We start from the raw sequence: 22,292 nt of genomic DNA on the forward strand, positions 1-22,292 counted from the left end.
CACCCTCGCAGGTGGGAGTCGGTGTCCGTGTCGCTCTGACCTGGACAAAGTTACGCGAAGATCAACACAACACCAAATCGCCAGGTCAGAGCACTGCGGTCGGTAAACTTCACGGAACCCAGTACCTCTCGGCCAGTTCTTCGACGATCGGATCGCCTTCTTCGGCCTGATCCAAGGCTTCGAGGTCGTCGTTGATCGAAACCAACCGGGGATCGTCACCCTCAGCTTCCTGAATCGGGTGCCGACCGTCCTCGGCGAGTTGCCGCAGCAGCTTCTCCTTGACGCGAGCTTTCAACGAATCAGCCATACCGCCAGCATGTGCCCCGCCGGCCCAGTTGTCGAGGCCTACTCGTCGTCCTTCTTGCCGAAGACACGTCGTGCCGTCGGAATCAGAATGATCAGCGCGCCGAGCAGAACGATGAGCGAAAAAACCTGCATTGCCATGTCGACCTCTTACCGTCACGCCGGCGCGAGCCAGCTCCCCCACGGGGTGTTTCGAACAACCGTAAATGCAACGAGAACTCCGAGCACCACGATCGTCACGGTCGGCCGAAGCACGATCATGCGATCCCGCGTGCCTTTCCAGCGGCGCACCGTCCAACCGATCCACGCGATCACCAATACCGCGACAAACGGCGCGATCAAGATATTGCTGGACACTGCGGCACCAAGATCCAGATTAGTCAGGTCGTTGACCGCACGAAGGCCACCACACGCCGGGCACCACAATCCCGTCAACGCGTACATCGGACAAACGCCGTAACTACCCGCGCTGTGGGGATCGCGGAAATGGAGAACCGCGGCGGCCGTCACGGCCACGGCAGCGACACCGACGGGTGCGGCCAGCGCGCGTCGTCGACTTGCCACCGCTTCCAACTCCATGGCACCCACTCTAAGAGACCCCGGCACCGACTAGCTCGCGCGAACGACTACCGATCGAACCACCATGTCGTGCCAGCACTGGTGCTTCGAGTCCCAGAGCGGCCAGAGATAGTTGAGGAAGCAGGCGCCACCCAGGATCGCCATCAAGATCCAACGAAGCAGCGCCACCACCGGTCCGAGAGGTACACCGTCGGACTCCCGAATCACAGAAATCCCCAGCCACTTCTTGCCGAGCGTCTGTCCGGTGTTTCCTTGCCTGAAGACGAGATTCCACACTTCGATCAAGAAGATGGCCAGTATGCCGACGACCATGACGATCACGCCGACCGGATTGCCGCCCTCAGCGCTCATGCTGCCGTCGTCGTATGTGGTCACTTCGGATCCCGAGAACGCGATCACCGCCCCGATGATCGCGAGGATGACCCCCGGAAGCGGAACGACAAAGCCGTCGAGGATTGACGCGAGAACACGAGAGATCCACGTTGCGTACGGATAGGCGGGCGTCGGTGACTGATAACCCTGCGGCGGCATGGGCGGCATCTGCCCGTACGGCGGCGGATTCTGCGGTGGTTGGCCCGATCCCCAGTTCTGATCCGACATCGAAGTCTCCCCTGCTCAGGCATGTGTTCGCCAGAATCAGGATAAACCGCACATACGTAAGAATTGGGGACAAACGACAAGAGCCCCACATCCGGATTCCGGGTGTGGGGCTCTTGGCCGAGCTGCCTGAGAGAATCGAACTCTCGACCTTTTCATTACGAGTGAAATGCTCTACCGACTGAGCTAAGGCAGCGTGCCTTTCGGCGGTGGCGAGTCTATCTGGTCAACCCCCGGATCGCGAAAACGGGGGTCTGAAAGCGGCTCCGATGGAGGCAACCATCGCGTCGAGCGCCCACTGCAACTTGACGTTGAAGTCGACAGCCTCACGGCATTCGAGCACGGCTTCGATGCACTTGAGCAACCCCTCCGGGGACGTTCGGGCAGCCAACTCGGCGGCCTGACGAGCCATGTCGGGATGGGTCGCCGTCGACGTCGACCCCAGTGAACAGGAAAGTGCGTCCCGGTACATGCCGGCCAGGTCGATCAGCGTCCGGTCGAGGAGATCGCGGCGGGCCCGCGTGTCACGCGATTTCTGACGCGCTTCGAGGTCTTTGATCAGACCAGCCGATCCGCGCAGAGTTCCGGCCGTTCCCTTGCCGGTACCACCGCCGCCCAGCGAGACCTTGAGCTCTTCGAGTTCCTGTTCCTTGAGTTCGGCGTAGAACGCCTTGGTGTCGGCCTCGATCGACTTCACCAAGTTCTCGGCCGCCTTGTAGGCCGTCGACGCACCGATCGCGTCGGCAGCTAGCCGCAACGAACGCTGACGCTCGTCCCGCGCACTCTCGTCGGTAGCAAGACGCCGAGCCCGACCGACATGTCCACCGCTGATCGATGCCGCGATTCTCGCCCGCTCCGGATCCAGGCCGTCGCGGTCGATCAGCACCTGAGCGATCGATTCGACGGACGGCGTCACCAACGGCATGTGCCGGCACCGCGAGCGCAAGGTGACAGACATGTCTTCCGGATCGGTCGTCGGCGCACAGAGCAGGATGACCGTGCGGTCCGGTGGCTCCTCGACAACCTTCAGGAGTGCGTTGGCCGCGCCCTCGGTCAAACGATCGGCATCCTCGACCACGATGACCTGCCACCGCCCCGTCGTCGGCCGACGCGAAGCGATGTTGACTATCTCGCGCATGCCTTTGACGCTGATGCTCAGGCCGTCGGGGATGATCCGTCGTACGTCACCATGGGTTCCACCCATCGTCGTCGTACACGCATGGCACTCACCGCACCCCGGTGCACCCTCGGAGGTGCATTGCAGGGCTGCGGCGAAGCAGAGAGCAGCAACCGAACGGCCTGAGCCAGGTGGCCCCGTGAACAGCCACGCGTGAGTCATCTCCGAGCCGCTTGAATCGCCGCGAGCCGACAGTGCAGCATCACGCAGACTTTTCTCGACGTCGTGCTGACCCACCAGCCGACCGAACACACCTCGTTCGGCCACTTCAGTACTCATGCAAAAACCCTAACCGTCGGCACCGACGAAGCCTTACGAGTCCTTCTTCGCCGGAGCCTTCTTGGCAGCAGCCTTCTTTGCCGGAGCTTTTTTCGCAGCAGTCTTCTTGGCAGCGGCTTTCTTAGCCGGAGCCTTCTTGGCAGCCGCCTTCTTCTTGACCGGGCCGCGGGCCCGACGATCAGCCAGCAACTCCGACGCACGAGCATCGGAAATGGATTCGACGTCGTCGTCCTTGCGAAGGCTGGCGTTGGTCTCGCCGTCGGTGACGTACGGACCGAAACGGCCGTCCTTGATCACCATCGGCTTCTCGCTGACCGGATCGACACCCAACTCACGCAGCGGAGGCGTTGCCGACGCCTGACGCCCACGACGCTTCGGCTCGGCGTAGATCTTGAGCGCCTCGTCGAGCGTGACGGTGAACATCTGCTCTTCGTTGGCGAGCGAACGCGAGTCGGTGCCCTTCTTCAGGTACGGACCGTAACGGCCGTTCTGCGCAGTGATCTCTTCCTTTGACTCGGGGTCGACACCCACGACACGAGGAAGCGACAACAGACGAAGGGCATCTTCCAAGGTGATCGTCGCCAAGTCCATGGACTTGAGCAGCGACCCCGTCCGCGGCTTGGGGCCTGCGACCTTCTTGGCAGCCTTCTTCGCCGGCGCCTTCTTGGCCGCGGCCTTCTTCACCGCAGTCTTGGTACTGCCCGAACTGATTTCTTCCGGCTCGGGAGCGGAGACGGGAACAATGTCCGGTTCCGGCTCTGCCGGTGGCTCGGGCAGGATTTCGGTCACGTATGGACCGAAGCGGCCTTCCTTCGCGACGATCTCGTGGCCCGTCAGTGGGTCGACGCCCAGCTTGCGGCCCTCTTGAGGCGTCGAGAACAGCTTCTCGGCGTACTCGGGAGTGAGCTCGTCCGGCGGCAGGTCATCGGGAAGATTGGCCCGCTGCGAGATCAAATCGCCTTCGGGATCATCCGGATTCTGAACCATGCGCTCGAGGTACGGGCCGAAACGGCCGACGCGCACGTGAACCTCGCGGCCCTCGGCGTCGTCGAAGAGACGGATGGAGTTGACCTCGCGGGCGTCGATCTCCTCGAGGTTGACGCCGACCATCTTCTTCAGCCCGCCCTCGCGGGCGACCGAACCTTCTGCGCCTGTCTCGCCGCCGAAGTAGAAGCTGCTCAGCCAGTTGCCGCGCTGCTCACGACCGCCGGCGATCGCGTCGAGATCGTCTTCCATTCCTGCCGTGAAGTCGAAGTCGACCAGTCGGCCGAAGTGCACCTCGAGCAGTCCGATGACGGCAAACGCCACCCAGGACGGAACCAGGGCGCTGCCACGCTTGTAGACGTATCCGCGATCGAGAATGGTCTTGATGATCGACGAGTAGGTCGAAGGACGGCCGATGCCGAGTTCTTCGAGTGTCTTGATCAGGCTGGCTTCTGTGTAGCGAGCAGGCGGGTTGGTGCTGTGTCCGTCCGGATCGAGCTTGGTGGCCGTGACTTCCTGACCCTTGACCAGCACCGGAAGTCTGGATTCGGCGTCGTCGGACTGACCGCCGGCCTCTTCGTCGACGCTCTCGACGTAAGCCTTGAGGAAGCCGGCGAACACGATGGTGCGACCCGAAGCGGAGAACGTGCAGTCCTCGCCGGTGCCTGCCGTGCCGGAGATGCGAAGCGTGAGCGTCGTACCGCGGGCGTCGGCCATCTGCGAGGCGACGGTGCGCTGCCAGATGAGTTCGTACAGCTTGAACTCGTCGGAGTCGAGCTTGGAGTGCAACTGACCCGGGGTCTGGAACACGTCACCAGCGGGGCGGATCGCCTCGTGAGCTTCCTGCGCGTTCTTGACCTTGCGGGTGTACTGACGCGGGGTCGGATGAACGTATTCAGGACCGTACAACTCGGTGGCCTGCGCTCGAGCGGCAGCGATCGCCGACTCCGAGAGCGTCGTCGAGTCGGTACGCATATAAGTGATGTAGCCGTTTTCGTACAAACGCTGCGCGATACGCATGGCGCGCTCGGACGTGAAACGAAGCTTGCGTCCGGCTTCCTGCTGGAGCGTCGACGTCATGAACGGCGGGTACGGCTTGCGGGTGTACGGCTTGTCCTCGGCGGACGACACCGTGAGGTCGACGCCCTGCAACGCTTCCGCGAGACGACGCGCATAGGCCTCGTCGAGCACGGTGACCGCGCTGCCCTTGAGCTTTCCGTCAGCTCCGAAATCGCGGCCGGAAGCGACACGCGAACCGTCGACGGAGACGAGGCGTGCGCCGAAACTGCGCGGACTGGCCTCGGCACCGGCGTCGAGCGTCGCGGAAATGTCCCAGTACGACGCCGACTTGAACGCCATGCGCTCGCGTTCGCGCTGGACGATGACGCGAGTGGCAACCGACTGGACGCGGCCGGCCGAGAGCTTCGGCATGACCTTCTTCCAGAGAACCGGGCTGACCTCGTAACCGTAGAGACGGTCGAGGATGCGGCGGGTTTCCTGAGCATCGACGAGGTCGGTGTCGAGTTCGCGGGTGTCTTCGGCGGCAGCACGGATTGCCGGCTCGGTGATCTCGTGGAAGACCATTCGACGAACCGGAATCTTGGGCTTGAGGGTCTCGAGGAGATGCCAGGCGATTGCCTCGCCCTCGCGGTCGGGGTCAGTCGCGAGGAAGAGCTCGTCGGCGTCCTTCAACAGAGACTTGAGTTCGGCGACCTTGCCCTTCTTTTCCGGGCTCACGACATAGAGCGGCTCGAAGTCGTGATCGACGTTGACGCCGAGGCGGGCCCAGGACTCGCCCTTGTACTTGGCCGGAACGTCTGCTGCGCCGCGCGGCAGGTCGCGAATGTGACCGACCGATGCCTCGACGACGTAGTCCTTACCGAGGTAGGGAGCGATTTTGCGCGCCTTGGTCGGTGACTCGACGATCACGAGGCGACGAGGGTTACCGGACGCTCCCTGACCGCTGCCGTTGTCCGCTTTAGCCACCTGCTGCCCGAGCCTTCCTTTGGACGTTCACTGCCGTCGGCAGTTCTTCAGAACTAGACGTGTGGAGCAAGTTATACCCCGTGTCTCTCTTTACAGAGTGACATACCCGCAAGACATTCGTGCAGATCAGTACAGTATGGGCTCCGTCGGACACGGGGCATCGATACCGTCAGACGTGCGGCCAGGCGACCGAAGTGTCGACGTGTTTCGGCGCCTCACCGAGGTATTCGACGAGCTTTGTCAGTCTCTTCTTTCCCGACACCCGGAGTCCCGGACCCGGTGTCCGGTTACCCAGTTGGGTCGGCGCGATACCCACTCGCATCAAGGCCTGAGCGAGCGGAGCGTGCGTCTCCTTGGCATGAGGGTCGAGGCCGAACACGAACCGCTCGCCGCCTTCTTCGAGCCGGCCCGCCGCGACGGCCCAGACGCGGAGTTGACGAGAATTGGGAACCCACCCGACCGGCACCGCCTTGACAGCACCTTTGGTCCATTGAACGGACAGAGGAAGAAGGGCGGGCGTCGACTGAGTGCGGACGAGCGGGCTGCCCTCGTCACTGCGCGTCACCTCGGCCCCGAGTCCGCACTGCGCGATCAACTCGGCCACGGCCTGCGCTCTCCAGTCCCGATCCACGACGATCGAGATCCGGGCACGATCCTCCGAGGTCACGACCTGGCCCGGTCCGGCCAGCATTCCGGCAAGGTCCGTCACGGCAGGTGGAATCGACTCGGCAGAGAAAAAGGACAGTTGGCTCACAGAGTGAAACGTAAGCCACGAAGGTAGTGACGGCATAGACGACCGGCCGTGGTCGAACAGCTACGTGTATTCACTCCGGATGGAGAAGACTCTTGCTTGCACCGAAAAGATTTGTCCCCCACCGCACAGATGCGATGGGGGACAAATACTGTCCGAACTATTCGCTCAGCGAGTGAGCGGAAAAATCAGACCGCGCGAACGCCGGTAGCCTGGGGACCCTTGGTGCCCTGGCCGACCTCGAACTCCACACGCTGGTTCTCCTCGAGGGTACGGAAGCCGTTGCCCTGAATTTCGGAGTAGTGAACGAAGACGTCTGCGGAACCGTCTTCGGGAGCGATGAAGCCGAAGCCCTTTTCAGCGTTGAACCACTTCACAGTGCCCTGTGCCATGCTTTTCCTTCTCTTTCTAACACCGGATTCGGTGAACAGCCCTTACAGTCCACCGGGCCGGTTCCGACCGCTGTACGTCTTTATTTCCCCCTCAGGAAAGGCAGAGCACCGCGCCCGCAACAACGATCCTGCGAGCGTGCACTTTCTCAAGCCTACGAACACAGAAGCTGCGACCGATTGTCAGTCAACCATGTTCTCCGCGTGCACAACAGTCGAAAAAGAAACTAAAAACGTCAAAAATTCGCTACGAGAAAAACAGCCCGCGATCGCGGTTTCCCGCGTGCGCGCCGACCACCCGGTTTCACCAAGACCGTTGACGGCTGCGTATCATCAAAACTGCAGGTAGCGACAGTTTCCGATTGCCGCCACACCCCAACGCCGAGCCCGGAGAGTCACGTGAACGCACCTTCCCCGATCCCCGCCCCGGGAGGGAAGCCTGGCGAGACCTACGGGCAGATGCTGCTCGATCGCGTCGTCGCCGGGGTCAGTGGAAGCGAAAAACCACTGATGTTCACCGCGCAGTTACCTGCTCGCGTAGCCGAGTTCACCGAATGGCCGGAGTGGGTGCACCCCAGCGTCGTACGCGCGCTCGCCGAACACAGCGTCCGGTCCCCGTGGATCCACCAGAGCGAAGCTGCCGGACTCGCATACGACGGAAAACACGTGGTCGTGGCCACCGGTACCGCGTCGGGTAAGTCTCTGGCATACCAACTCCCGGTGCTGACGGCCATGGCGACCGATCCGCTCGCAACTGCCCTCTACCTCTCCCCCACCAAAGCGCTGGGCTCGGATCAACTGCGAGCAGTGCTGTCCCTCACCGACTTCGACGTCGACCTTCGCAGCACCAATGCCAGTGCGTACGACGGCGACACCTCGCAAGAACTCCGCACCTGGGCGCGCGAGAACTCGCGCTGGCTCTTCACCAACCCCGACATGATCCACATTTCACTGCTCCGGACCCATCAGCGATGGGCGCACTTCTTCCGCAACCTGAAATACGTGATCATCGACGAATGCCACTCCTACAGGGGAGTCTTCGGATCGAACGTCGCGCTCGTGATCCGGCGACTGCGAAGGATTGCAGCCCGTTACGGCGCCGAACCCACCTTCATCCTGGCCAGCGCAACCACCGCAGATCCCGGCGCGGCAGCCTCGCGACTGATCGGCGCCCACTGCACCGAGGTCACGGAAGACGGATCGCCGCACGGCCCACGTACCGTCGCACTGTGGGAACCGCCGCTGCTCGAAGCATTGACCGGCGAAAACGGTAGCCCGGTACGACGTCCGGCGGGTGCGGAAGCTGCGCGGATCATGGCCGACCTCATGATCGAGGGCGCCCGCACTCTCACCTTCGTTCGCTCCCGCCGCGGCGCCGAGCTGACCGCGATGGCCACCAAACGTCTACTCGCCGAGGTGGACCCGGACCTCGCCGAGAGAGTCGCGTCGTATCGCGCCGGATATCTGGCCGAGGACCGACGCGAACTTGAAGCTGCACTCGCCGACGGCACACTGCTGGGCGCAGCCACCACCAACGCACTGGAGCTCGGCGTCGACATCGCAGGCCTCGACGCCGTTGTCGTGGCAGGCTTCCCGGGCACCGTCGCGTCGTTCTGGCAGCAGGCCGGTCGCTCCGGGCGACGCGGTGAGGGTTCACTCGTCGTGTTGATCGCCCGCGACGATCCACTCGACACCTACCTCGTTCATCATCCGTCGGCAGTACTGGACAAACCCGTCGAGGCGACGGTGACAGATCCCGGAAATCCGTACGTTCTAGGACCACAACTTCTCTGCGCTGCAATGGAACTCCCACTTTCCGACGCCGAGGTGGACGCATTCGGGGCTCTCGAAGTTCTGACCAGACTGTCCGAGGAAGGCAAGATCCGGCGCCGAAAGCACGGGTGGTTCGTCACCGCTGATTCGAACCCCCACGGCTCTTTGGACATTCGCGGCGGCATCGGAACGCAGGTGGCCATTGTCGACGGTGAATCCGGCCGGATGCTCGGCACTGTCGACGCGGGCCGCGCCCCGGCCACAGTTCATCCCGGCGCCGTCCACATCCATCAAGGCGAAACCTACGTCGTCGACGAACTGGACCTCGACGTCGGACTCGCACTGGTACACACCGAGAATCCCGACTGGACCACCTCGGCTCGCGAAACCACCGAAATCACGATCACCGAACAACTCGAGCACAAGAACTACGGCGACATCGCCGTCGCTCTCGTCCAGGTCGAGGTGACACATCAAGTCGTCGGGTACCTACGGCGGTTGACTTCGGGTGAAGTCCTCGACTCGATCGAACTCGACATGCCCGCACACACTTTGCCCACCAGGGCAGTGATGTACACGGTCACGCCGGAACTACTCGAATCCATCGGGGTGCCGCCCGAACGGTTCCCCGGATCACTGCATGCCGCCGAACATGCAGCGATCGGACTACTGCCGCTGGTGGCGATCTGCGACCGCGGAGACATCGGCGGAGTATCGACCGCGATGCACGCGGACACCGGACTCCCGACGGTCTTCGTATACGACGGTCATGCCGGCGGCGCCGGGTTCGCCGACCGGGGGCACAGCGAACTGTCCCGATGGCTCACCGCGACGCGGGACGCCATTCTGTCCTGCGAATGCGCTCACGGCTGCCCGTCCTGCGTCTATTCACCCAAGTGCGGCAACGGAAACGATCCGCTCGACAAGGACGGCGCGGTGAAGGTTCTGACCGCCGTCATCGACACGATCAGCTGAGACACGAACGGCTGGGACACGATCAGCTGACCGGACCCGCACGAGCGTAAGCCTGCGCATCACCGATCCCGAAGCCCGACAACAACACCGGTGCGCGTATCTCGACGACGACATCCCACCCCTGGACATCGCACTCCTCGAGCACCGTACGCATCCGCTCCGCGATCACCGCCGACATCTCGCACGCCGCCTCGTCACCGCCGTCCAAGGCGCCCGCACCGCCGAGGGCCGAAAGATCAGCCGCCGACTGCGCTGTGTGCCTGGCCACCACCGCCGACCCGACATGCAGTATCCCGCCGGTCACCAGCACGATCGCCGCCAGAACGCAGCACGCCAGAACCGTGGCAACACCTTCGTCGTCACGTAGGTTCACCCCTCCTCCACTCCCGACTCCACAGCTGCCACCGCCTCGGAAGAAATGTCGATCAACGGCAGCAACGCACTCTCGGCGCTGACAACGGCCATCGCAAAGCCGTCCACGATCTCCACCGAGACAGATGCACCGTCGGGTGCGATCCGGCGGGCCGTGGTGACCGCAGACTCACGATCACCACGTGCCACCAGACGTGCAGCCTCACGAGCGGCGTCAACACACCGAACCTGCATCGACACCGCCAGGACTCCGCCGATACACAGCACGACCACGGTGACGATCGAAGCCAGGGCAATCGCGGCCTCGACCGTCACGGCGCCGTCGTCGGCTTGCCGAATACCTCTCGTGGACAACATCACACAGCCGTCTTGAGCGCCTTGTCGATGATGCCCGTCAGCGCGGAGACGATGGAATCGCCGGTGACCACGGTGCACAGGACGGCTCCGAACGCCGCGGCCGCGATGGTGCCGATCGCATACTCCGCGGTGGACATGCCGTCGTCCTCGGCAACCAACAGGGCAAATCTGGCCGACACCGACCTCAACGTCTTCGAAATCATTTCTCCCCCTTAAATCGAAACCTGTGGCAGCACTTCTGCCGCAGGAGCTTTCACACGGATCCGGCTCACAGCAGGCCGTTGCCGAGCACAGTCGTGGCAAGCCCGATCACCACCGGGACGATGCCCAAGGCGATGAAGGCGGGCAGGAAACACAGCCCGAGTGGGCCGCTGATCAACACTCCCGCCCGTTCGGCAGCGGCAGCCGCCAGATCCTCGGCCTCACCGCGACTACGCTCGGCGAGCTCGGTCATGGACGAGGACAACGACGAACCCGAACGCGCCGAACGCCGGGCCATCCTGGCCAGTGCTTCTGTATCCGGATCGAGAGCGGCTTCGCTCCACGCGGCGTCGGGATCGGCGCCGAGCGCAAGAAGGTCGGCGACGCGGCGAAGCGAATCGGCCATCGGTTTCGGCGCGGTCGACGCCATCGCAGTGATCGCGGCCGAGACGGGAAGCCCAGCGCGTAGGCAAGCTCCGAGAAGATCGAGACTTGCTGCTACCGCCAGTGGATCCGGCTTGTCCGCTACCGAAGCCTCGGATTCCGTCGTCGTGCTCGCGAGGAATATCCCTGCCACCCTGGCCGATGCACCGCCACGAGTGGGAACGACCACGAGCGCCAATGCGATCATCGCCGCCGACACCCAGTTCACGACGTCACCTTCGCCGTTATCCGATCGGTCCAGAGCAAACCAGCTGAGACACAAGCGGTTCCGATCACGAGGAGCATGCCGCCGAGCCCACCTCCGAACAGCACGCGCAACGGCGACGCACCCATCAACTGCCCGAGACCGATCCCCAGCAGCGGGAGAAAGGCCAACACCGCAGCGGTCGCCCGAGCGCCCGCCAACCCGGCCTCGGTGCGTTGACGAAAGCGTCTACGTCCCAACATGTCCGTCCGGACGGCGCCGAGTAGTTCCGCCAGAGCCAGCCCGTGTTGGTCGGCGACCCGCCAGACGGATCCGATGCGGGAGAACTCACGCTCGATACCGGAATCCGGTACCACGAAGGCCGCTGCGGCAGAACCGCCGAGACGCGCCCTCGCCCCAGCGGACCGGAACACCGCGCTCACTTCGCCGGTACATTCTTCGCCTGCAACAGAACTGGCCGCTGCAGGATGTGCGCCGACGCTCAACTCTGCGATCAGCACCTCCAAACCGGCGAGCAGCATCTTCTGTGAGAGGTCCCGGTTTTCGGCCGCCTTCGCGCGTCGGCCACGAAAGATCAGGGTCCCGGCGAGGACGACCGCCGCGCACCCGGCCGGAAGACCTCCGAGAACCCATGCGGCCGAGATCGCGAGAAATGCGGCGACGAACTCCCATGGAATCTGCCGGGAGGGCTTGTGGATACTCGGGTTGTACGTTGCGAGCCGAGCTCGTGAATCCCGCACCGGCGCAATCGAGACCGCCAACGCGAACGTCAAGAGCGAAACTGTCACGTCCCGACCTCCCGATTGCGAAGCCGGAACATCCGCTCGAGCTGCTCACGACCCGAACCGCCGTCCGGCCACGCCGGCATGATTCGTACGTATCCGTCCGCACCGCGGTCGATGACACCGATCTGTTCGAGTCGCCTCGATCCGTCGGCCAACCTGTGCACGTGCAGGATCACTTGAACCGCCGCGGCAAGTTGACTGTGCAACGCGTGGCGATCCATACCGCCGAGCGCAGCCAACGCCTCGAGCCTGGCCGGCACCTCTTCGGGCGAATTGGCGTGGACGGTGCCGGCCCCGCCGTCGTGGCCGGTGTTCATCGCCGTGAGCAGATCCGTCACCTCTGCGCCGCGAACCTCACCGACGACGATGCGATCGGGACGCATCCGCAGAGCCTGCCGAACCAGATCGCGAACCGTCACCTCTCCGACGCCCTCGACGTTGGGAGCTCTGGCCACGAGGCGGACGACGTGCGGATGCGGCGGCGCGAGTTCGGCCGCGTCCTCGACGCAGACGATTCGCTCGCGCGGGTCGACGGCACCGAGCATCGCGGACAACAACGTGGTCTTTCCCGCGCCGGTTCCGCCGATCACCAGAAAAGCCAAGCGAGAAGAGATGATGCGATTCAGGAGTTCGCGCGCATCCGGTTCCACGGCGCCGTGAGCGCACAGCGCGTCGAGGCCCTGTGTCGCCGGCCGCAGCACTCGCAGTGACACGCAGGTTCCGCCCTGGGCAACCGGTGCCAGTACGGCGTGCAGCCGCACCCCGAAGTGCCCGTCGCCGACGCCCCGCAGACGCCCGTCGACCCACGGTTGGGCGTCGTCAAGGCGTCGACCTGCCGACAGCGCCAACCGTTGCGCCAGTCGACGCACAGCTGCCTCGTCGGTGAACCGCACCGCTGACCTTTCGAGGCCGACCCCGCGGTCCACCCAGACCTGATCCGGCGCAGTCACCAGTACGTCGGCGACACCGGGTTCGTGAAGCAGGGGTTCGAGCGGCCCTGCGCCAGTCAGTTCCGTCTGGAGCACCCTGACGACCTCCAACAGGTCGGTGTCCGCCAGAACGCCGGAGGACTCGGCTCGTACGGCATCGGCAACGGTGGCTGCCGTCGGTTCGGCGACCGACGACGCCGTCAATCGCTCGCGAACGCGGTCGAGCAGTTCGGCCGTGACCAACGCACTCATGCCGCAGCCCTGCGCGGGCGTGCGACGGATTCGACGGCGTCGAGTACCGCTGTTGCCGCCAGACTCAACGGACAACCGCGGGCCAATTCGAGGCCACCGCGCTCGAGCATCGGCGCCAGCGAACGGTGGCCACGCATGACGGCCGTCAGGGGCAGGCCGAGCATGTCCGCCACATCGGCGCCGCGTAGCCCTCCCGGCGCCGGCCCACGCACGACGAGTCCGACGTTGGAGTTGTGTCGCATCACCCAGGCCCCGACCTTCTCGGCAGCGACACACGCGGCCACGGTGGCAGGAACCACGACGAGGACAAAATCCGAGATCTCCAGGACAGCCTGGCCGACTTCGCTGGGGTGACGCGGCAGGTCGCAGACCACGAGTCCACCGGATCTGCGACCTGCATCCAGCACAGCACGAACAGCGGTGACCGTCGGACCGTCGATCTCACGCCGACTGCTCGCCAGAACCCTCAAGAACTTTCCCTTTGCCGGCAACGCATCACGCAGCGCGTCCGGCGCCAGCCGCCCGCCCTCGACGGTCAGTGCACCCCAGCGCAATCCGGGGGCCGTCTCGATACCCAACAGGACGTCGGCGCCGGAACCGAGTGCGTCGACGTCCACCAGCAGCGTCGGGACGTGACGCGCCGCCGACGTCAACGCGACGGCCGCCGCTGTTGCCGAAGCTCCGCCGCCGCCACAACCACCCACCACGCTCACGACGGTGCCGTCACCCCCTACGTCGACGTGGTCGGCCAGAACTGCGACCAACGCGTTCTCCTCTTCGGGCAGAGACAGGACGCTGTCGGCTCCGATCGCTGTGGCGCTCTTCCAATCGTCGACGGTCGGTGTGCCGTCGCATACGAGGAACACTCGCGTTCGCCTCGGGGAACGAGCCAGCGCATCTCGCGCGGCCGACGCGTCCAATACGATCGCCGAAGCGCGGTTCCACTGTTGCCGGGACACGGGATGCTCAGCTTCGTCCAGACGGCGGTCCACCGCGGCAGCGACGCGTCGCACACTCGCGAGGACCTTCGCGTCGTCGACGAGAACCAGGATGCAAGCGCCGGTTTCCCGAGAATTGATCGTCGTGTTCATGACTGCAGAGCCTGAACGAGCACGGGCACCGGAAACAGTGCGGTGAACGACCCTGTGGACAACTACGAAGTTGTGGAGAAACGGGCCGCAGACAGAGGACGACCCCCGCCAATGGGGGGAGGAGGCGGGGGCCGTCTGAGTTCAGCCCCGGGGGGTCGGGCTGAACTAGTTCGAACGAATCGAACAGCAACGATCTTACACCCGACATCGGCGAGAAACGCAAGCCTGAGCTGCACTGAACTGCTGTTTTTCGCCGAAAGAGGATGCTTGCCGAGGAGCACACGAACCGCCTGTCGGACTATCCTCATTCCTGTGACCGACAAGCCTGCGAACGGACTGAATACCGGGCGGACAGCCGCTTTCTTCGATTTGGACAAAACGATCATCGCGAAGTCGAGCACCCTGGCGTTCAGCAAGCCATTCTTCGCCCAGGGTCTGATCAATCGACGCTCGGTTCTCAAGAGCAGCTATGCACAATTCCTGTTTCTACTGTCCGGCGCCGATCACGATCAGATGGAGCGCATGCGCGAGCACCTGACGGCGATGTGTGCGGGTTGGGACGTGAAGCAGGTGAAGGCCATCGTCGCGGAGACTCTGCACGACATCGTCGATCCACTCGTCTTCGCCGAGGCGGCCGATCTGATCGCAGATCACAAGCTGCGCGGACACGACGTCATCGTGGTGTCGGCTTCGGGTGAAGAGATCGTCGCACCGATCGCCCGCGCCCTCGGCGCCACCCATTCCGTCGCGACGTCGATGAGGGAAGAAGACGGCCACTACACCGGCGAGGTCGACTTCTACTGCTACGGTCCGGGCAAGGTCGAGGCGATGGAAAAACTTGCCGCGGAGTACGGCTACGACCTCGCCGCCAGTTACGCCTACTCCGACTCGGTGACCGATTTGCCCATGCTCGAGGCGGTCGGACATCCCACCGCGGTCAACCCCGATCGTGCATTGCGCAAGGAAGCAGCCGTAAACGGTTGGCCCATACTGACTTTCTCGAATCCGGTCTCACTTCGTGCGCGATTGTCGGCCCAATCCACGACGACGGTGGCCACTACTGCCGCGGTGGGAATCGCAGCTGTGGTGGCCGGTGCCATGACCTTCGGGCTACTACGCCGGAAACGCTGAAATCCAAGGCCCACAAACAAAAATTGGTACTTGCTGTGAGCCCGGACACAGGGTACAAAGGAGTTACGGAAGAACGGAAGGCCAGGAACGGCTCGGAAGAGAAGGACCGTTTCCCCAACTGAAATTCCTAGCACGGGCACTAGGGCACCCACGCGGAGCACAAGCCACTATAAGGGCAGAAGCGTTGTGGGCCTGCGAGATTCGTTCAATTTGAGCGAGGACCCCGCACAGGTTGCGGGGACGACCTCAGAAAGTGCGATCCCTCGCCGAGGCCACCCACACAACCCACCGAGCACGCTTGGTAACGAGTAGTCCGTGCTGACGGGCGGCGAAGTCGATTTATCGGCAGCGCCGCCCGTTCGTTATGTTCCGACAGGGGCAATTGTCCGGACTACCCGGTAGCTGCGTCGGCAATCGAAGTCGCTTCTCGCGCACCGGCTTCGAGCGCACCGCAGCACAGGATCACCCAGCTGCCGACGCCCGCCGGATTTCCCGAAGCGAATCCCGCCGCGCCGTCCGTGTACGCCTGCGGCCGCCGAAGCCAACTGACCTCGGGGACCCCGAGATTGTGCGGATCCAACCCCGACGAGACCGCAACCAGACGCGAGGCCGCGCGGGCGACGATGCCGTCAGCCGTGCCGAAGGGGCTCAGCGCCAAGAGTTCTCCGTGTACGACGGCTGCCAGAACCGGTGCCGGTGCAGTGGTTCCGCCGGTGACGAGTTGGGCGAGAGCGTCCAAGCGCTCCCCCACGCCGCGGTCCGACCGTGGCCGTCCCAATTGATCCGCGTCCTCGACGAGGTCTGCCGCGGCCAACAGGTGCAGCCGGGCCAAAGCCTGCAGTGGGGCGCGCTTCCACGTCGACTCCATGAGCGGAAGGCTGTCGCCGTCCAGAGCCTGAGCTACTCGCAGAGCACCCGCGAGAATCGGGTCACCGGCCATGCCCTCGGCCGGCAATTCGGTGGTGCCTCCGGCCAACGAAGCGGAGGCTCGCGCAGCGCGAACCGCGGCTTCGGCGGCAGTGGTGGGCCAACCGCGACGGTTGGTCTTGTGCCGATGAACCTCACCCAGAGCGTCGCGCGCATGATCGGCGGCGGCGCGTACGCCTGGAAGATCGACGAGGGGCTGCAAGGGGTCCGTCACGATCAACGACGGTACCCTTGCAGCCCCTCTGCGGACTTGCCTACCTACCTGTTGCGTCAGCTTCCCAGCTTGATGGACCCACCGGGAATCGCGTCGAGCAACTTGCGTGTGTAGTCCTGCTGCGGATTGCCGAACACGTCGTCGATCGGCGCCGATTCGACGATCGAGCCACGCGACATCACCAACACGTTGTCCGCGATCTGACGAACCACGGCCAGGTCGTGCGTGATGAAGAGGTACGTCAACCCGAACTCTGCCTGCAGGTCATTCAGCAGGGTCAAGATCTGATCCTGAACGAGCACGTCGAGAGCGGAGACCGCCTCGTCGCAGATCACGACCTCCGGTTGCAGTGCCAGCGCGCGCGCAATTGCGACGCGCTGACGCTGTCCGCCGGAGAGCTCGTTCGGGAACCGTCGCATGACCGACTGAGGCAGACCTACCTTGTCGAGAAGTTCCCGGACGCGAGCCTCACGCTCGGCCTTGGTCCCGACCTTGTGGGTACGCAGCGGCTCCTCGATCGTGCGGTAGATCGAGTACATCGGGTCGAGCGTGCCGTAGGGGTTCTGGAAGATCGGCTGTACTCGGCGACGGAACGCAAAGGTTTCCTTCGCGCCGAGTTTCGCCACGTCCTGACCGTCGAAGACCACGTTTCCTGCCGTGGGCTCGAGCAGGCCGAGGACCATCTGCGCGACCGTCGACTTACCGGAACCCGATTCACCGACGATCGCCGTTGTGGTTCCGCGGCGGACCTTGAAGGACACGTCGTTCACGGCTGTGAAGTCGGTGGTCTTGCGGAAACCCTTGCGCAGCTTGAACACCTTGGTCAGATGATCGACGACAAGAACGTCGTCGGTCGCCTTTCCGAAGGACTCTGCCGTACTTTCCTCGGCCTTGACCGCTTCGGCGACCTCTTCCGCCTGTTCCCGAATCTCGGCGCGCGCTACCGAAGAACTGAGTCGCTTCGACGCCAAAGACGGCGCAGCAGCAACCAGCTTCTGCGTGTACGGATGCTGCGGGCGCTTCAGAATCTCCAGTGCCGGACCGGATTCGACGATGCGCCCCTTGCTCATCACGATCAGATGCTCGGCGCGCTCAGCGGCCAAGCCCAGATCGTGAGTGATGAGCAGAACGGCGGTGCCGAGTTCCGTAGTCAGACCGTCGAGATGATCGAGGATCTGACGCTGGACGGTGACGTCGAGCGCCGACGTCGGCTCGTCCGCGATCAGCAGCTTCGGACGAGCGGACAACCCGATCGCGATGAGTGCACGCTGACGCATACCGCCCGAGAACTCGTGCGGGTACTGCCCCAACCTGCTCTCGGCTTCGGCGAGGCCGGCCTCCTCGAGTAGTTCGGCGGCCCGAACCTTGGCAGCTTTGCCCTTGGCGATCCCGTTGGCGGCCAGTGCTTCCTCGATCTGAAAGCCCACTTTCCACACGGGATTCAGATTCGACATCGGGTCCTGCGGAACCAAACCGATCTGGCTGCCCCGGATGTGGACGAAGTCCTTCTCCGAAAGCTTCGAGATGTCCTTGCCGTCGAAGATGATCTCGCCTGCCGTCACCTTGCCGGTACCGGGAAGCAGATTGATGATCGAGTGGGCGGTGGTGGACTTACCCGAGCCCGATTCGCCGACGATGGCGACCGTCTGCCCCGGGTACACCGTCAGGCTGACGCCTCGAACTGCCGGAACCGGACCGGAATTGGACTGGAACGACACCTCGAGATCACGAATCTCGAGCAACGGAGTTTCCTCCGAGGTGAGAGTTTCCTTGGTGGTCATCGTGCTCACCGCTTCCGAGACTTGGGATCGAGAGCGTCGCGCAGAGCGTCACCCATCATGATGAATCCGAGGACGGTGATCGCCAAAGCCGTTGCCGGGTAGAACAGAATGGTCGATCCCTGACGCAGCGTCACCTGAGCGTTGCTGATGTCGCCGCCCCACGAAACCTCGGTGGACGGAAGTCCGATACCGAGGAAGGACAGCGTCGCCTCGGCGACGATGTACGTGCCGAGCGAGATGGTGGCGACAACGATAATGGGCGCCAACGAGTTCGGGATGACGTGGCGGATCAGTGTCTTGAGCTTCGAGACACCCAACGCTTCCGAAGCCATGACGTAATCGTTGTTCTTCGCCGAGATCACCGCGCCACGGGCAATTCGCGCCATCTGCGGCCAACCGAAGAGTGCCAGGACGCCGACGACGGTCCAGATGGTGCGATCGGTGAACAGCTGCATCAGAACGATGGCAGCGAGGATCAGCGGGATACCGAAGAAGATGTCGGCGACGCGGGAGAGAATCGAATCGGTCCAGCCGCCGTAGAACCCGGAAAGCGCGCCGAAGATCACTCCGATCACCAGCACCGACGCCGTGACGCCGACGCCCACGAGTACGGACGCGCGAGCACCGTAGATGGTGCGCGAGTAGACGTCACAACCCTGGCGGTCGAACCCGAACCAGTGGCCGGAGGTCGGTCCCTGCATGCTGTAGGTGAGGTCGCAGAACCGCGGATCGGTACTCGTGAACAAGCCCGGAAACGCTGCGATGACGATGACCGCGACGATGATGATCGTCGAGATGATGAACAGGGGACGCTTGCGCAGATCGCGCCACGCGTCGGTCCACATACTCGTCGGCGCCTGGTCGAGTTTGACGGCGTCCGTCTCCCCCGGTGCCGCAACTTCGGGCGGTGCCACGAAATGACTTTGCCGGACGGCGCGTCCGGTCTTCACGGTCTCAGACATAGCGGATCCTCGGATCGAGCGCGGCGTACAAGAGGTCGACGAGCAGATTTGCGATCAGGTAGATCACGATGAGAATGGTGACGAACGAAACCACCGTCGGCGCCTCACCTCTGGTGACAGCCTGGTAGATCGTGCCGCCGACGCCGTTGATGTTGAAGATGCCCTCGGTGACGATGGCGCCGCCCATCAACGTAGCGAGGTCGGCACCCAGGAACGTGACCACGGGGATCAGTGAGTTGCGCAACACGTGCACGCGCACCACTCGCCCGCGGGAAAGTCCCTTGGCGGTGGCGGTGCGCACGTAGTCGGCACTCAGGTTCTCCGCCACGGATGTTCGGGTCAGTCGCAGTACGTATGCAAACGAGACCGAACCCAGAACCAGGGCGGGGAGCAGGAGATTCTTGAAGCTGGTGTTGCCACCGACCGTCGGCGGGACGATGCCCCATTTGACGCCGATGAAGAACTGAGCCAGGAAGCCGATCACGAAGATCGGGATGGCGATGAGAACGAGGCTGAACAGCAGGACGGTGCTGTCGAAGAATCCGCCCTTACGCAGGCCGGCGATGAGGCCGAAGCCGACACCGAAGACCGTCTCGACGATCAGTGCCATGAAGGCAAGTTTCATCGTGATCGGAAATGCCTGTGCCAGAACTTCACTGACAGGTCGTCCGGAGAACGACGTGCCGAAGTCCAGCGTGAAGATGCCCTTCAAGTACAGCAGGTACTGCTGATAGAAGGGGAGATCGAGGTGGTAGCGCTCCCGAAGCTGTGCTGCCACAGCCGGACTGAGCGCCTTGTCGCCCGCCAACGCGGCAATCGGATCACCGGGAAGCAGGAAGACCATGGCGTAGATCAGAAGAGTGGCCCCGAGAAAAACCGGGATCATTTGAAGCACTCGGCGACCGATGTACCAGAGCATCGGATCACCTCCTTGTCGATGATCGTGTACGTCAGCGGACAGTCCGGTGTGAACACGAGTTCGGGACGGCAGGCAGGGCGCCTGCCGCCCCGAACTCACGTTTCAGATGCGGATCGTTCTACGCGTCAGTTCTTTTCGATGTCTTCGTAGACCGGAATGCCATTCCAGCTGATGGTCACGTTGGAGACGTTCTCCGACCATCCACTGGCTGCGTTGCGGTACCACGTCGGAATTGCAGGCAGGTCCTTGAGCAGCACTTCCTGAGCCTGATCGAGCAGTTCCTGAGCCTTCGCCTTGTCCGTCTGACCGGCCGATTCGCGCAGGAGGCGGTCGAACTCGGGGTTGGAGTACTCACCGTCGTTGGAGCTGCCGCCGGTCTGGTAGTTCTGCGCCAGGAAGCCGTACTGCTGCGGGTAGTCGCCCTGCCAGCCGGAGCGGAACGCGCTCTGGATGGTGCGGTCGGTGGCTTCGGTGCGGATCTGCGCAAAGGTGGCGTACTGCTTGCCCTTTGCATCGATGCCGAGCGTGTTGCGGATGCTGTTCGCCGTGGCGTCGACCCATTCCTGGTGTCCGCCGTCCGAGTTGTATCCGATCTCGAAGCTGCCGGACCACGGCGCGATGGCGTCGGCCTTGGCCCAAGCGGCCTTGGCTGCCTCGGGGTCGAACTTCAGGTTGCCGTTACCGGTCAGCGAGTCGTTCCAACCCTCGATTGCGGGGCTGGTGAAGTCGAGAGCAGGCGTCCTGGTCTTGTTGAAGATCTGCTGCGTGATCTGATCGCGGTTGATCGCCATCGAGATCGCCTGACGGCGGAGCATGCCTTCTTCACCGCTGAAGTGCGCCAGGCGCCCCGGGATCGTGAACGTCTCGATGGTTGCCGACGGCTGGTTGACCGTGCGACCGGCAAGATCGGACTCGAAGGTCGTGACCGCGCTCGGCGGGACCTGGTCGAGGACGTCGACGTTGTTGGCGAGGAGATCGGTGTACGCCGTGTCGAGGCTGTTGTACATGATGAAGTCGACGCCGGCGTTCTTCGGCTTGCGGTTGCCGTTGTAGTCCGGGTTCACGACCGTGTCGATGCGGACGTTGTGCTGCCACGCGCCGGTGCCGTCGAGCTTGTACGGGCCGTTGCCGACCGGGTTCTCGCCGAATGCGGCCATGTCCTTGAACGCGACCTCGGGCAGCGGGTAGTACGCCGTGAATCCGAGGCGGTCGGGGAACGCCGACTCGGGCTGCTTGAGTTCGATGGTGAAGGTGGAGTCGTCCACAACCTTCAGACCCGACATCGTCTGAGCCGTCGGAACCTCGGCGGCAACTTCGTCGTAGCCCTTGATCGGATCGAAGAACGATGCCTGGATCTGAGCGTTGGTGGAGAGGGCTCCGAAGTTCCACGCGTCGACGAACGACTTCGCGGTGACGGGGGTGCCGTCCGTGAAGGTCCAACCGTCCTTGAGCTTGACGGTGAAGTTCTGACCGTCGGTGCTCTCGATGGACTCGGCGACCTCGTTCTCCGTGCCGCCGTCGGCGGTGTACGAAACGAGACCGGCGAACAGGGAGTCGAGGACGCGGCCGCCCTGGTTCTCACTCGTGTTCGTGGGGATGAGCGGGTTCTGGGGCTCGCCCGCCCAGGCGTTGACGACGCCGCTGGACGATCCGCCCGACGAATCGCCGGACGAACATGCCGTGATCAGCACTGCCGTCATTCCGAGCGCGACCGCGCCGGTCGCTATGCGTGAGATACGCAAAGGAATTCCTTCCACATCTAAGTGACCCCGAGCATGCTCGCGGCCTGCCGACAGCCGTAACTGCCGGCGTCGTGTCGCCTACAACTGAAAGTGAACGTGACTTCGAGTTGCGGTCGAATAATGGTTTGACAATAGACACATCGAACCCGAAGCGCGCACCGCACCCATTGTTGGAAAATTGGGGGTA

At 63.6% G+C, this 22,292-nt stretch carries 21 protein-coding genes and 1 tRNA gene; 2 read left to right on the plus strand and 20 right to left on the minus strand.

Annotated elements, in window-relative coordinates:
- Positions 1-109 precede the first annotated feature (109 nt).
- The 8 genes from ACWF6P_RS30490 to cspE form a co-directional block, all read right to left on the minus strand.
- On the minus strand, positions 110-307 hold the full coding sequence (locus ACWF6P_RS30490) for a hypothetical protein (protein ID WP_452623535.1): 198 nt from the start codon (positions 305-307) through the stop codon (positions 110-112).
- Between the two features lie 152 nt (positions 308-459).
- Complete coding sequence (locus ACWF6P_RS30495) at positions 460-882, minus strand: DUF2752 domain-containing protein (RefSeq protein WP_452623536.1); 423 nt, start codon at positions 880-882, stop codon at positions 460-462.
- A gap of 30 nt (positions 883-912) precedes the next feature.
- On the minus strand, positions 913-1,482 hold the full coding sequence (locus tag ACWF6P_RS30500; RefSeq protein ID WP_452623537.1) for an RDD family protein: 570 nt from the start codon (positions 1,480-1,482) through the stop codon (positions 913-915).
- Positions 1,483-1,602: 120 nt separating this feature from the next.
- Positions 1,603-1,675 (minus strand) — tRNA-Thr (locus tag ACWF6P_RS30505).
- A 30-nt stretch (positions 1,676-1,705) separates the two neighbouring features.
- Entirely contained in the window at positions 1,706-2,935 is a 1,230-nt protein-coding gene (locus ACWF6P_RS30510) for a DNA polymerase III subunit delta' (RefSeq protein WP_378445759.1), read from the minus strand.
- A 33-nt stretch (positions 2,936-2,968) separates the two neighbouring features.
- Positions 2,969-5,905, minus strand: a complete 2,937-nt coding sequence (topA, locus tag ACWF6P_RS30515; RefSeq protein WP_019746651.1) for a type I DNA topoisomerase — start codon at positions 5,903-5,905, stop codon at positions 2,969-2,971.
- A 169-nt stretch (positions 5,906-6,074) separates the two neighbouring features.
- Complete coding sequence (locus tag ACWF6P_RS30520) at positions 6,075-6,659, minus strand: hypothetical protein (RefSeq protein WP_317553427.1); 585 nt, start codon at positions 6,657-6,659, stop codon at positions 6,075-6,077.
- Positions 6,660-6,844: 185 nt separating this feature from the next.
- A complete protein-coding gene (gene cspE, locus ACWF6P_RS30525) occupies positions 6,845-7,048 on the minus strand; it encodes a transcription antiterminator/RNA stability regulator CspE (RefSeq protein WP_003946117.1) in 204 nt (67 codons plus the stop codon).
- Positions 7,049-7,504: 456 nt separating this feature from the next.
- Here cspE and ACWF6P_RS30530 point away from each other — a divergent pair, with 456 nt between their 5' ends.
- Entirely contained in the window at positions 7,505-9,793 is a 2,289-nt protein-coding gene (locus tag ACWF6P_RS30530; RefSeq protein WP_452623563.1) for a DEAD/DEAH box helicase, read from the plus strand.
- Positions 9,794-9,815: 22 nt separating this feature from the next.
- Here ACWF6P_RS30530 and ACWF6P_RS30535 read toward each other — a convergent pair whose 3' ends face one another.
- From ACWF6P_RS30535 to ssd, 7 genes are all read right to left on the minus strand, one after another.
- Positions 9,816-10,166, minus strand: coding sequence for an Rv3654c family TadE-like protein (locus tag ACWF6P_RS30535; RefSeq protein WP_452623538.1), 351 nt, complete (start codon positions 10,164-10,166; stop codon positions 9,816-9,818).
- Positions 10,163-10,522, minus strand: a complete 360-nt coding sequence (locus tag ACWF6P_RS30540) for a TadE family type IV pilus minor pilin (protein ID WP_452623539.1) — start codon at positions 10,520-10,522, stop codon at positions 10,163-10,165. Before ACWF6P_RS30540 ends, ACWF6P_RS30535 begins: the two co-directional genes overlap by 4 nt.
- Positions 10,522-10,725: a DUF4244 domain-containing protein gene (locus tag ACWF6P_RS30545; protein ID WP_452623540.1), complete on the minus strand. Its 204-nt coding sequence runs from the start codon at positions 10,723-10,725 to the stop codon at positions 10,522-10,524. Before ACWF6P_RS30545 ends, ACWF6P_RS30540 begins: the two co-directional genes overlap by 1 nt.
- Before the next feature lie 65 nt (positions 10,726-10,790).
- Positions 10,791-11,375 (minus strand): type II secretion system F family protein, encoded by a 585-nt coding sequence (locus ACWF6P_RS30550; protein WP_452623541.1) that lies wholly within the window; start codon positions 11,373-11,375, stop codon positions 10,791-10,793.
- Positions 11,372-12,160: a type II secretion system F family protein gene (locus tag ACWF6P_RS30555; RefSeq protein WP_452623542.1), complete on the minus strand. Its 789-nt coding sequence runs from the start codon at positions 12,158-12,160 to the stop codon at positions 11,372-11,374. Before ACWF6P_RS30555 ends, ACWF6P_RS30550 begins: the two co-directional genes overlap by 4 nt.
- Positions 12,157-13,338, minus strand: a complete 1,182-nt coding sequence (locus ACWF6P_RS30560) for a TadA family conjugal transfer-associated ATPase (RefSeq protein ID WP_452623543.1) — start codon at positions 13,336-13,338, stop codon at positions 12,157-12,159. The genes ACWF6P_RS30555 and ACWF6P_RS30560 overlap by 4 nt, the downstream gene beginning before the upstream one ends.
- Complete coding sequence (gene ssd / locus ACWF6P_RS30565; protein WP_452623544.1) at positions 13,335-14,429, minus strand: septum site-determining protein Ssd; 1,095 nt, start codon at positions 14,427-14,429, stop codon at positions 13,335-13,337. Before ssd ends, ACWF6P_RS30560 begins: the two co-directional genes overlap by 4 nt.
- A 312-nt stretch (positions 14,430-14,741) precedes the next feature.
- Between ssd and ACWF6P_RS30570 the strand changes: the two genes are divergently transcribed.
- Positions 14,742-15,560 carry an HAD-IB family hydrolase gene (locus ACWF6P_RS30570; RefSeq protein ID WP_452623545.1) on the plus strand — a complete coding sequence of 273 codons (819 nt, stop codon included), beginning with the start codon at positions 14,742-14,744 and terminating at the stop codon, positions 15,558-15,560.
- Between the two features lie 391 nt (positions 15,561-15,951).
- Here ACWF6P_RS30570 and ACWF6P_RS30575 read toward each other — a convergent pair whose 3' ends face one another.
- The 5 genes from ACWF6P_RS30575 to ACWF6P_RS30595 form a co-directional block, all read right to left on the minus strand.
- Entirely contained in the window at positions 15,952-16,701 is a 750-nt protein-coding gene (locus ACWF6P_RS30575; RefSeq protein WP_378537110.1) for a Fic family protein, read from the minus strand.
- Positions 16,702-16,757: 56 nt separating this feature from the next.
- Positions 16,758-18,482 carry a dipeptide ABC transporter ATP-binding protein gene (locus ACWF6P_RS30580; protein ID WP_099696931.1) on the minus strand — a complete coding sequence of 575 codons (1,725 nt, stop codon included), beginning with the start codon at positions 18,480-18,482 and terminating at the stop codon, positions 16,758-16,760.
- Between the two features lie 5 nt (positions 18,483-18,487).
- A complete protein-coding gene (locus tag ACWF6P_RS30585) occupies positions 18,488-19,444 on the minus strand; it encodes an ABC transporter permease (RefSeq protein WP_452623546.1) in 957 nt (318 codons plus the stop codon).
- Positions 19,437-20,363 (minus strand): ABC transporter permease, encoded by a 927-nt coding sequence (locus ACWF6P_RS30590; protein WP_003946101.1) that lies wholly within the window; start codon positions 20,361-20,363, stop codon positions 19,437-19,439. The genes ACWF6P_RS30585 and ACWF6P_RS30590 overlap by 8 nt, the downstream gene beginning before the upstream one ends.
- Before the next feature lie 125 nt (positions 20,364-20,488).
- Complete coding sequence (locus tag ACWF6P_RS30595) at positions 20,489-22,105, minus strand: peptide ABC transporter substrate-binding protein (RefSeq protein WP_452623547.1); 1,617 nt, start codon at positions 22,103-22,105, stop codon at positions 20,489-20,491.
- Positions 22,106-22,292: the final 187 nt, after the last annotated feature.

It is taken from the genome of Rhodococcus sp. NPDC055024 (assembly GCF_053608585.1).